5 protein-coding genes and 1 rRNA gene are annotated in these 12,766 nt (G+C 33.8%); all 6 read right to left on the minus strand.

Annotated elements, in window-relative coordinates; all coding sequences use genetic code 11:
- Positions 1-55 precede the first annotated feature (55 nt).
- Positions 56-1,888: a sulfatase-like hydrolase/transferase gene (locus ABD935_RS14420; protein ID WP_345193162.1), complete on the minus strand. Its 1,833-nt coding sequence runs from the start codon at positions 1,886-1,888 to the stop codon at positions 56-58.
- 15 nt (positions 1,889-1,903) lie between these two features.
- Complete coding sequence (locus ABD935_RS14425) at positions 1,904-3,424, minus strand: sulfatase-like hydrolase/transferase (RefSeq protein WP_345193164.1); 1,521 nt, start codon at positions 3,422-3,424, stop codon at positions 1,904-1,906.
- Between the two features lie 110 nt (positions 3,425-3,534).
- Positions 3,535-7,251, minus strand: a complete 3,717-nt coding sequence (locus ABD935_RS14430; protein WP_345193166.1) for a T9SS type A sorting domain-containing protein — start codon at positions 7,249-7,251, stop codon at positions 3,535-3,537.
- Positions 7,252-7,485: 234 nt separating this feature from the next.
- The gene (locus ABD935_RS14435) at positions 7,486-9,870 is read right to left on the minus strand and encodes a glycoside hydrolase family 3 N-terminal domain-containing protein (RefSeq protein ID WP_345193168.1); all 2,385 of its coding nucleotides are present in this window, start codon (positions 9,868-9,870) and stop codon (positions 7,486-7,488) included.
- Between the two features lie 236 nt (positions 9,871-10,106).
- Entirely contained in the window at positions 10,107-12,317 is a 2,211-nt protein-coding gene (locus tag ABD935_RS14440) for a glycoside hydrolase family 3 C-terminal domain-containing protein (RefSeq protein WP_345193170.1), read from the minus strand.
- Between the two features lie 225 nt (positions 12,318-12,542).
- Positions 12,543-12,650: ribosomal RNA gene (rrf, locus tag ABD935_RS14445) — 5S ribosomal RNA — on the minus strand.
- Positions 12,651-12,766 lie beyond the last annotated feature (116 nt).

A 12,766-nucleotide genomic window follows, 5' to 3' on the forward strand; every position in this document is an offset into this window, starting at 1 on the left:
CAATTAAAATATTTAGAACAAGATCTTATTATTTTTTGAAAATTGAGTCTTAAATCTATTCAAGAATTAATTTATAATCATGAGCACCCGGAGCAAAATTACTTCGATATATCTCTGTTCCATCTGCATTTTTACCCCAACCTACTTCAATACGATTGTCTCCTAGAACAATATTTATAAGTTTTTCTTTCATCTTTTTTGCCACATCTTGATACTTCTGGTTAAAAGCTAAATTATTTATTTCTTTTGGGTCTGACGGCATATGATATAAACCTGGATCTAAATCTTTATAGGAAGCATTTAAAGCCCATTCCATATTTATTCCACGCGTTTTATTAGGACGTGTTTGCATAGAAAACACATAATCTTTAGTTCTAATAAAGGCACGTGGCCCAGTAACAGCATGGCTTTCTCCAATAACATAATCTCTTTTTGGTGCTTTCCCTGAGGCCACCAATGCCATATCCATACCATCTAAATAAGCATATTGTTCATCTTTTAAATTAGCGCCTGCTGCAGAAAAAATGGTAGGGGCTATATCAACAAATTCAGTAAAATCTCTAACCACTTTTCCTTCAGGAAATTTTTCTTTATCTGAAGAAACAATAACAATTGGATTATGGGCATCTATATCCCAAGGTGTAAATTTAGATACGGATCCATGGTCATTTAATTTCCAACCATGGTCTCCATTTACATAAACTATTAGGTAAGGCTTATTCTTTGCTTTATTATACTCTATAAAAGCATCAACAGCTTGACCAACTAAGTTATCACCATAAGCACAAAATGCATAATAATCTTGAACCATTTTTTGTTTTTCTTCGTCTGTAAAATGGTCAGATGAACCAAAACTGCGCTGCGTCTTAAGTTGCACAGGCATGGTATTCAATTCTTCCTCATCAAATTCTGGAACTTTGTAAGTATACTGTTGAAAACGCTCACGATACTCTTTAGGAGGTAAAACAGGTGTATGTGGAAAATCATAACCCAAATAAAAAAACTGAGGCTTACTCTCATCAATACCATTGATGGTTTGAGAACCTACAGTAAACGTAACTTCCTTATTGTTCATATAATCTTTTAAAACTGAGGTATAAAAACCATCACGAGTTTTTCCAGCCTCGCGTGAACTTACACCAGAGAGTATCATCCCTTTATCAATATACTTTCCCTTCTTTTTGTTATAATGGCGAAACATATCATAATCTTTCATGGTTTTTTTAGCCATTCCTGAATATTCTGGTCTCAATTTTTCAAGTTCTAAAGACGTGTATTTAAACTCGCCTTTATCAGTAACAAAATATTCCAAATTCTTTAAAACCTTATCAAACTTTTTTCCATCTAGCTCATAAAACCAATCTTTACCCCAAGCAGTATAGCCATCTCTTCCTAATTTTTTAAAATCAATATTATTTTGGTATATATTATACCCTACAGGTTTTCCATTTTGATTTAAAGTTTTGATACGAACACCCAATTTTCCAACTCTTAAAGTTTGATAACCTAATTTTGCCATTTGCTCTGGTAAGGTAGCTTGAAGATGTTCTGCCTTATTATTATAATACTCAAATTCATAAATCCCACTTCTAAATGGATAACGTCCCATATGCATAGAAGAACGTGATGGTGCACACCCCTGAGCTTGACAATACGTATTAATATAAGTCGTTCCCATGGTAGTTAACCTATCAATATTTGGAGATTCTAAATACCCCAATTCACTCATTTCATTTCCTGTGAGCATTTTATTAAATGCACGAACCGCATCATAACGATGGTCATCAGTAACAATCCAAAGTATATTGGGCTGCTGTTGCGCTATTACCAATTTACTTACTAAAACAAACAGAAAAAAAACTAATACTTTGATGTTACATAATTTCATTATAGCAGAATTAAATTATTTAATTATCAATGGTTCAATTTTTCCTATACCATTTTTAGGAGCATCATGCTGAATACTATGCAAATTATAACGAGGTGTAACCATTAATAACTCATCGCGTTCATTTCTGTGAGCTTCAGATACCGTACTCCAATCTTTTATCACAGGAAAACTAATCAAATCTGAGGGATTTTCACTTACATCATACCAGACATTATTACCATCTTTTAACACCAAATCCCCTCTTATAAGTTGTGTTTCTTTATGATAAGCATATATCCATTCTCGGTGTTTCTTTTTATCGCTTATCAAAAAAGGAATTAAACTTTCGCCGTTAATTTCATAGGTTTCAGGAATTTTAACACCGACTATTTCCGCAATAGTAGGAAGCATATCAGACATATTTACAAGTACATCTTGTGCGCCTTTTTTTGTCATTTTTAATCCAGGAGCATAAATAATTAAAGGTACATGGGTTCCTCTTTGGGAGATTGGACTTGATTTCCCATAACCACTAGTACCATTATCTGCACAAAAAATAAAGATGGTATTGTTATCAATGCCCAATTCTTTTAATTTATTCATGTACTTCCAAACTTGGTAATCTAAATAGTTAACGTGGTTATGTATTCCATCTTCTGTTATAGTTCCATGGGTATTGTAAATCCCATTATCTCCTGTAACATTTGGTTTTATACGCGTGTATTTTTTACCATCCCAACTAATTTTTGGAGTTCCTGGCCATTTATTTCCAGAATCTGGATGTAAAAAGTCAAAGGCATCATGCCCAAGATGACTGGTGTGATATACAAAAAATGACTCGTCTGCTTTTTGCTTTCGCTCCATAAATTCGAAAATAAAATCTAATTCCACATCTGGACCAAAGGTATTCAACCCAAACTTTTTCTTTGATGCTTTAGTATTTGGCCACCATTCTAAATGTTTTTTAGAGTCAGGATGATTCATTAATTGCACATGTGGTTTCCAATACCAACCGGATTGCACATAACTTTTTTGTGTTATTGGTTTGTTAGTATCTGCATTTAATATTTTTTTTACACCCTCTGCTTTTCTTGTTTCTAATCTAAAATCAGTCGTATGAATAGCTTTATTATAAGAACCTTCTCCTGGTGTAAAACACCCTTCATCAAATTGAAATCCTTCAATATTCATTTGAGTTTTACCCGCCCAATAGGTTGCATAACCACCTGCTTTAGCAACATGCGCCATAGTATGTGGTGAGCTATCATATAAATCCCATGTTCCGTTCTTGTTAGGAGCTTTACCTTTATCTTTATTATGCCACCATTTGTGTAAATGAGCATACCTTCCAGTCATCATCATGGCTCTACTAGGGCTGCAAACTGTAGCCGCCCAAGCAGTTTCCACAAAACATCCTTCTTCTGCTAACTGATCCAAAATAGGGGTTTTAGCTCTATATTTTTGATTTGATGTGTCTTCGCCTGTTAGTGCACTCCAAGTATCTGAACTGTAAACAGGTAGCTCACGTGCACTTATATCATCTGCATACAGCAAAATAATATTTGGTTTTTTAGTCGGCTGAACCTTTTTAACTTGGGCAAAAGAGTACAATCCACTATTAAGAAAAAATAGTATACATAAAATCCTTATCATGACTTCATTTATTATTTATTAACTACAAATTTTCTTGTAACATTGGTATTATTATCAGCCTCTATTTTTATTATATAAATTCCTGTATTGAATTGTGATACATCAATTTCAATATCCTTTTTGATACTTCCTGATTTTAAGGATTTACCTTGAATATTCCATATAGTATATTTACTAAAGCTATCAATATTACTTATTTTTAAAATTCCTTTATTTACTGGATTCGGATATATTTTAACTCGATTTAATGAAGAACCAACAGTCTTTTCTATCCCTAATAAATCTAAATCAATTTTAGCTTTATACCATCCACTTCCCCAAGTAGCAGACCAAATTATGGTTTCATCAATAGGGTCTGGTTTTAAATCAACAATTCGGTCTGTATGCGCCATTCCTTTATTTATTTTTTTCCAAGATTGACCACCATCAACAGATAAATATGCTCCAGGATTTTTAAAATTATCAAGCATATTAGGTACTTGTGCAGGAGCTGATACAGTAATAATATTAGAATTAACAGGGGACACTTCGGTTTGCCAAACGTAAGGTGCTTCAAAAATCCTATCCCAACTCGATCCATTATTTTCACTTTTCCAAACCCCTCCAGCATTAAATACGCCAGAACGTGCACCAGCAGAAATAAACATAAAACTTGTATTTCTATCAATAAAAAAATTATTTACTGATTTAATTTCTGAAGGAATATTAACTCGGGTCCAACTTACAGCCCCGTCTGTTGATTTGTACAAACCTCCAGGGTCATTATTACTAAATTGATTTAAAGAGGCATAAATGATACTAGGGTTACTAGGATCCATAGTTAACCTTCTAACACTACAATTAGAAGGTAACCCAGAATTACTTAATGTCCAATTAAAACCAGCATTTGAAGATCTATAAACACCATAAGAACCTTTTGTTAAAACACTTTCATCCACTGATCCACCAACTTCTGATACAGCTTTTCTAGTTGCACAGAAATACATTTTATCTGGTGTAACAGGATCTATCAATAATGAATTTTGGTAGGCTATTGCTTGCCAACTATTATTACTACCTTCAAAAATAGTAGCTATGTTTGACCAGGTTTGACCTCCATTTGTAGATCGTCTTACTTTACCACGGTGTTCTTGTCTCCACTGAAGGGTATATAAAACATCTGGGTTATCAGGACGCACCGCTACTGTTGCTATTGAATGTGCACCTCCATTATTAATTTGTCCTTCTATTTGTTCTATAGCTACAGCTTCTGGATTTGGATGACTACCTAAATCTGTTGTTTGCCATAAACCATGTTCTCCGCTACTTAATAATTTTCTATCTGGAACTCCTGTTTCTAAAAGCATAAACCTACCTGGAAGATTAGTATTCCCTTTACCTATCCATTTATTACTTCCTGGATTAGTTTCAAAATCATCTGCTTGAGTCCAAGAATCTCCGCCATTAGTAGAGCGTAATAATTGTTGATTTATTCCTGCATAAACATTACCATTAATATCAATAGCAAGCATTCTTGCAGCTGATGATGTTTCTCTTCCTTCATCCATATATCTTTGCAAATGAGAAAAATCTATATTTGCTCCAAGAGGATTATTTCGGCTTTGCCAATAAGACTTATCTTTTTCATCAATCCAATAGGTTCCAGACCTAGAACATGCTACCCAGATAGCTCCACCATTTTCAGTTTTCCAAACATCACCAGGTCCAAAACTAAAGGTATGCCTTTTGTTATGTACTAAATAAATCTCATTTTTATTGGTTGGATTAACAACAATTCTATTGAATGTTGGTAGCACTGACGTAGGATACGTTGGGTATGTAGATACTGAATTACCTTTAGATATTCCTAACCAATTTGCAACAGTACGATGATAACTATCTCTAGGACCAAAATCTGTAATAGATTGCATATTAAGTGCGAGATTACCCGTGATACTTTGCCAAGTTACTCCTCCGTCAATACTTTTATAAATACCTCCCGAACTATTTATGGTAGTTCCGTTAGGCGTATATATTGTTTGTTCTATGGCATAAAGAATAAATTCATTGGTACTGGAATTATAATACGACGTTAAATCTCTAGGTAAATTATTAGGTAATCCCGTTGCACTAGAGCTCCAATTCTCCCCTAAATCTGTACTTCTATACATGCCATGACCAGTGGCCATAATCATATTATTGGGGTTGTTTCTGTCAAAAATAATGCGCCCTACATCTAAATTAGCAGAAATACCAGTAGCTACTTTTTTCCATGAAGCGCCACGATCAGTTGTTTTATATACGTGTCCGTACTCTGCTCTGCTAATGATTTTACCATTTGGATTTGCTTGACTTCTGTGGTTTTCTTTTACATTCCAAAAATCGCCAGCCCCTAAAAACCAAATATCGTCATTAGTAGGGTGTATGGCTAATTTAGAATGACACTTACCCATAGTTGAAACTATACTCCAAGTTCTACCTCGGTCTGTAGTCTCATAAATCTTACCACTAGTACTACTACCTGATTGATTATTTGCAAAAGCAATTCCATAATCTGGATCTAGTAATGAAAATTGTATATCAATAACTCGACGCATTTCAAAACCATTGCCATCACTATCGTTAATGGTTTTCCAAGATTGACCACCATCCCATGACCCAAATGCAGCATGCATATCAGGACCACTAAACATCACATTAGCATCTGTAGGGTGGCACCAAAACTCTTCACAGTACCCTGAAGTCCCAGGCGCGAAATTTACCCATGCAACACTATCTTCTGAAATCACACGTTCAGTTCTTATTTTTTCAAAGAAAGAAGGCTCTGAAATTGTAGCATCTAAAATAGCATAGTTTAAAGTATTATCAATTTTCCAAATATTATCAAAATCAAAAGTTGTATACTTATTCTCTACTAATAATTCAGCATTAGATAATCCAGTGGCTTCTGAATCTGAACTTAAGGAAGAGGCATAAAATGCATTTGTAGCTGGAATACCATTTTTTTGAGCATCTAGAGGATCATTCTGAATAGTCGTGATAGCACTCCCACCATTTACTGTGCCGTAGAATGCCACTCGATTGATATTATGTAGACCTCTATTTAATCCAACAATACCTCCACAGCCATAACCTCCATTTATAGCTGTACTACTAAAGCAATCTTCAACTGTTCTTGCCGCTCCAGAAGTAAATAGTACACCTACAATACCTCCGGCCCATCCTCCACTAACGGTTATTGAACCGCCTTTAGAAAAACATTTAGTCACAGAACCGCCAGCTTCCAATATACCAACAAACACACCTACACGTGTCCAATTGCTGTATGCTGCCCCCGTGTAATCACCAAATACATTAATAATCCCTAGATGAGATATACTTCCACTAGCAATTCCAAACATTCCCGTTCCATCTAATTTATCAACTGGTGCAGTAATAGTTAGATTTGAAATAGTATGGTAATCTCCAAAAAAACTGCCACTAAACGCCGTTGAAGCATTTCCTATTGGACTAAATGACACTCCGTTCATATCCAAGTCTTTTGTTAATTTAAAGTGTTTATTCCAATCTGATGATGTTTGTGAAAGGTAAACTAAATGTGTTGTTTCGGATATTTCAAAAGGATTACTTGTAGTCCCATTTCCTCCATCATATTGAGCATTTACATTTAAACAAATTACAATAGTCAAGAACAGAAATGAAAAAAATTTCAAAAAGGGCAATTCAAGTTTAAAATTATTTTTTATCATGGTTTTATATTAATACTAATAAGCAAAATCTACTATAATAATATTAATACAATTATACCCTAATTTTACATAAAGAAACGTAGTGTATGATTTGGTTTAGGCCACTTATGTTTAATTTTTAATAAAACATCCTAGTTATCAAGTTTTAAACAATAAGATTTACTTAATAAAATTTTTATCAAAGTATTTAAGTAATACATGTTTTATTATTTATAAAGGAATAATTATTTCAACTTATTCAACCTGACTTTCAGAGAAAAAAATCTGTCTACCTTTTTCAAGTATTAAGTTTTCGCCCTGCATTTCAATCTGACCTTTTAAACGAATATCTGTACTTGAGGCCCCAACTTTAAATTCATAAGTACCATTTTCAACAATCCATTGATTATTTTTATACTGTACTAATTGCTGAGGAGATATTTTAAAAACAACCTTTTTCTTTTCGCCTGACTTTAATGCAACTCGTTGAAATCCTTTTAATTGAATAGCTTTCATAGTCGAATTATTTTCAGTAGGAGAAACATATAATTGAACTATTTCTTGCCCATCAATTTCCCCAGTATTCTTTACTGTCATTGAAACTGTAAACCTGTCTGAATTAGTTTTGGTTTTAGAGGATATTTTAAAATCTGAATATTCATAATTTGTATAAGATAAACCAAATCCAAAAGGATATAAAGGCATATTAGAAAGACTGTATCCGTTTTGATAGTTTACTTCAACTCTATCTTGAGTATTTGGATAAGTCACACATAATTTAGCCGATGGATTAACTTTTCCTGTTAAAATATCAGCAATAGCATTCCCGCCTTCTTCGCCAGGAAACCAAGCATTAATAATAGCGGCACATCTGCCTTCTAATTTATCAATAACTTGTTGTCGTCCTCCAAAAATGATTAATATAACGGGTTTACCAGTAGCCAATAGTTTTTCTACAAATTCCTCTTGTTCGCCAGGAAGCCCAATGCCTTTTCTGCTCCTACCTTCTCCATTTAAAGAAATATTCTCCCCCACAGCAGCAATAATAATATCACTTTCGTTAGAAATTTTAATCGCGTTTTGTAAATCTGGTTGCGGAAGCCCTTGAACAGTCAATAGTTTTAACTTCCCTAACCTACTATCTCCAAAACCATCTTTATCAATTACAGCTTCTAAACTAGCACTCCAATCACATCCTCTTTCATGTTTGAGTTCAACGGAAGTTCCTAAACTATTTTCTAAACCTTCTTTTAAACTTATTAATTTAGGATTCAAAGGATCAAATTGTTCTCCTTTCCAAAAGGCTCGCATTGCTTGATATGTATAATCCCCCAACAACCCTTGTACTGTAGCTGCATTGGGACCAACTAAAGCTATTTTTTTTATTTCTTTTTTTAAAGGTAGTATGCCATTATTTTTTAATAATACAATGGACTGACAAGCTGCTTCATAAGCTAATTTCCTGAATGCAGGTGGATCAAAATCTAAGTCGCCATCGGTTCCAATTACCGGATCTTTATCCAACAAGCCCAATCTAGCTTTCATAGTTAAAGATCTTCTAACAGCTATATTAATTATTTCTTCCGTAACCAATCCTTTATCTATAGCTTCGGCTAAAAATGGAAATGTAGTTGGAGAAGACAGCTCAATATCTACTCCCGCATTTATAGCCATAGCTCCAGCTGTCATCATATCTGGTGACTGTTTGTATTTTTTATGTACCATGGGAATGGCTCCATAATCACTGACTACTAAACCATCAAACTCTAATTCTCTTCTTAGCATCCTATCTAACATTGTTGGATTTACAGAAATTGGCAAAGATTTATAAACACCATAGGATGGCATTACACTTTTTGCTCCAGCAATCTTAATACATGCCTCATGAGGCATTAAATATTCTTCGTACAAGGTTTTAGTATCATTATTTTTAGTTCCATAACCAGCAAAATGTTTTACGGTTGCTGCAACTCCTGTTTTTAAATCATCTCCTTGTAACCCGTTTACGAAGGCGACTCCTAATCTAGAAGTCAAATAGGCATCTTCTCCATAACTCTCTTGATGTCGGTTCCAATGCGCTGTTCTACTCAAATCTAGCATTGGAGATAACGCAAAAGTTGCTCCAGCTGCCCTCATATTTTGCCTTGTAGATTGGGTGTTATTTTTAACTAATTCTGGATTCCAAGAACATCCCATTCCAATTTGTTGCGGAAATGTTGTTGCACTTAAAGTAGCAAATCCTGTAATAGCTTCTTCATGAAAGATAGCAGGAATTTTCATTCTTGTTTCTGTCATTAAAAAGTGTTGTACTTCTCTTACTAAGTCTCTTAAATCTTCAGGGGGTAATGCTTGACCAGTTGAAAACTGACAAAAGTGACCAATGCCATTAGGTATAACTTCTCTACATTTTTCTAATGAAATTTTACCATCCAACATCAACTCACGTATGCGAGTTCCTGTAATTTGAGCTATTTTTTCATCCATTGTCATTTGAGACAAAAGTGGTTCCACTAGTATTTCTGTTTCTGGTGTACTAAATGGCATTATCACTTTTTCTTGAGCAAAAAGAGAATAATTATAATTTTGCAAAAGACATAACAATAAAACTAAAAATGTGTGTAATAATTTTTTTAAACTCATTGTGATAATTTTTATTCTTTGCTAAAACACTATTTTCTTAACTCTAAGGTTTACTAAAATTGTTAGAGAGAAATCTATTTTCATATGCATGAATTATTTAATAATTATGCGCCATAAAATTTGATACACTAATAGTCTCCATGAATTTAATTCAAAATTATTCAATAGCTTAAATATTTTACCTTTCGATTGATTCTATTTACAAAACAAATGATTTAATTTTGTTAAAGTTACTATTATTTAAGCTGAATAGAAGTTATTTGAGGGGCCGCTGATCCAAGTTTCACGCTCAATTCTCCTGGAGAAGCATTACCTACAAAAATTTTATAACGCCCTTTTCTCCATTCCTTTTCTCCTTCTTCATTAATTACTTTCAATTCTTCAGGAGTGATTAAAAAATTTATAGTTTTTTGCTCTCCTTTTTTTAAAGCAATACGCTTAAAAGCTTTTAAACTTTTTAAAGGTATACCTCCAGAAGCATTTTCTGGACAGATATACAGCTGAACCACATCCTCAATATCATAATTTCCCGTATTTGAAATATTAACATCAAGATTTAAGCTTTTATTTCTTTTTAAAACTGTTGAACTTAATTTTAGATTACTAAATTCAGTTTTAGAATATGTAAGTCCAAAGCCAAATGGATACATTGGCTCCTTGGTCATATATTTATAAGTACGACCTTTCATAGAATAATCTTCATAAGGAGGTAATTGCTCAACATTTTTAGGAAAGGTAATTGGTAAATGGCCGGAAGGAGAAACATCTCCAAATAAAATATCTGCTACAGCATGCCCACCTTGTTCTCCAGGATACCATATTTGAAGAACAGCATCACAATGTTCCTCAATTCCTTCTAAAGAAATAGGACTACCGCTGGCAACAACAAGAATTAATGGTCCTTTTTTCTTTTCAATAATTTCTTTGACATAATTGATTTGATTTTGCGGTAATTTTAAATCGATTTTATCTCCTACACTAGACGAAGCTATGGCATCAACTTCTTCTCCTTCTCTATCAGCAGTTAATCCAACAACACAAATAGTCACATCAGATTCTGCAGCCACATTTGGTGCCCAGTTTTTAGGATTTATATTGTCATGAAATGGTAGTGCTCCACTACGGTAATTTAATGATGTCCCTAAGGAAACAGCATCTGTGACCCCTTCTAAAATAGTAACTAAACTAGAGCTTACACCATAATAGCTTCCCATAAGCATATCAGAAGAATTTGCAAAAGGACCTGTTAAATATGGTACTTTAATATCCTTTGAAAGAGGTAAAACATTATTTTTATTTTTTAGAAGTACAATTGACTTCTGTGCCGCTTCTCTAGCCAATGCTATATGTTCATCACAATGAATTTTTTCGCCACTAATATTAAAGTAAGGATGATCAACGTCTTCATCAAACATACCTAACCTGAATCTCGTTTTAAACAACTGCTTGGTTCTTTCATGTATCATCTGTTTAGTAACCAATCCATCTTCTAAAGCCTTTAAAAGATTTTTATAGGTGCTTCCACAATTCAGATTTGTTCCTGCATTTAAAGAAACTGCTGCCGCTTCTACAGGTGTTTTAGTGAATTTTTGTTTTTGAAAAACCCCACTCACAGCCCCACAATCTGAGGTTATATAACCATCAAAATTCCATTCGTTTTTTAAAATCTCATCTAACAAAAAAGGGCTAGCACAAGACGGAACGCCATAAACAGCATTATATGCAGCCATAACACCTTCAACTTTAGACTCAGTAACCAAAGCTTCAAATGCAGGAAAATAAGTTTCATATAAATCTTGTTTGTTAGGTTCGGCATTAAAACTATGTCTTATTTCTTCTGGCCCAGAATGCACCGCAAAATGTTTTGCACATGCAGCAGTTTTAAGGTATGTAGAATCGCGTCCTTGTAATCCATTTACAAAAGCAACTCCTATTTTTGACATTAAATACGGGTCTTCTCCATACGTTTCTTGTCCTCGTCCCCATCTTGCATCTCTAAAAATATTGACATTGGGTGTCCAAAAAGTTAATCCCGCATACTTACTACGGTTTCCCATACTTTGAGATATTGTAAACTTTGCTCTTGCTTCGGTAGATATTGCAGATGCTAAACGCTCCGCCAATGCAGGGTCAAATGTTGCCCCCATAGCAATACCTTGTGGAAATATGGTAGCCTTCCCATTTCTAGCAATACCATGTAAAGCTTCATTCCACCAATCATAATCTAAAACTTTTAACCTTGGTATGGCTGCTGACCCATTAACTAACTGACTCACTTTCTCTTCTATAGTCATTTGAGAAACGAGAATTTCTACTCGCTTTTCTAATGGTAATTCTTTATTAAAAAATGAAAAATCAACTTCTTGGGCATTAACTGTAATAGATACTATAAATAGAATTACTACATGGTATTTTCGGAAATGAATATCTTTAATAAAATTAATCATGATTTGATATATTTTTTAAAATTATCTTGTAAAGATTATGTAAATTCTAAAAAAATCAAAGTAAATAATGTAGAATTCTTCCTTTTTAGATTAACCAGAATTTTTGCTTAAACACAACAATTGTTCTTGATCCAGTTTAAGACTTAACTAACTAATAGAATGGTCTTTCACTAGAGTTTATCACAAAAAAAAGAGTCTAACTACAATTGTAATTAGACTCTCTAAAAAAGGCGACGACCTACTCTCCCACAAATGCAGTACCATCGGCGCTAACGGGCTTAACTTCTCTGTTCGGAATGGTAAGAGGTGAGCCCCGTCGCTATAACCACCTTAAGTCATAGCTGCTCGCTATCGGATTTTACCCCTTTAGCATCCAGCGTCCCGATCAAAATCGGAACAAATATCTTAACATATTGAAAATAAGGTACATGATGTAATAATTGTGCATT

Origin of the sequence: Algibacter agarivorans (assembly GCF_039543245.1) — a bacterium.
In the GTDB taxonomy this organism is placed as follows: Bacteria; Bacteroidota; Bacteroidia; order Flavobacteriales; family Flavobacteriaceae; genus Algibacter_G; species Algibacter_G agarivorans.

What these genes read in the sequence shown, in the direction of transcription:
- ABD935_RS14420 (WP_345193162.1), bottom strand. Translation starts at nt 1,888, where the DNA reads ATGAAATTATGTAACATCAAAGTATTAGTTTTTTTTCTGTTTGTTTTA.
- ABD935_RS14430 (WP_345193166.1), bottom strand. Translation starts at nt 7,251, where the DNA reads ATGATAAAAAATAATTTTAAACTTGAATTGCCCTTTTTGAAATTTTTT.
- ABD935_RS14435 (WP_345193168.1), bottom strand. Translation starts at nt 9,870, where the DNA reads ATGAGTTTAAAAAAATTATTACACACATTTTTAGTTTTATTGTTATGT.
- ABD935_RS14440 (WP_345193170.1), bottom strand. Translation starts at nt 12,317, where the DNA reads ATGATTAATTTTATTAAAGATATTCATTTCCGAAAATACCATGTAGTA.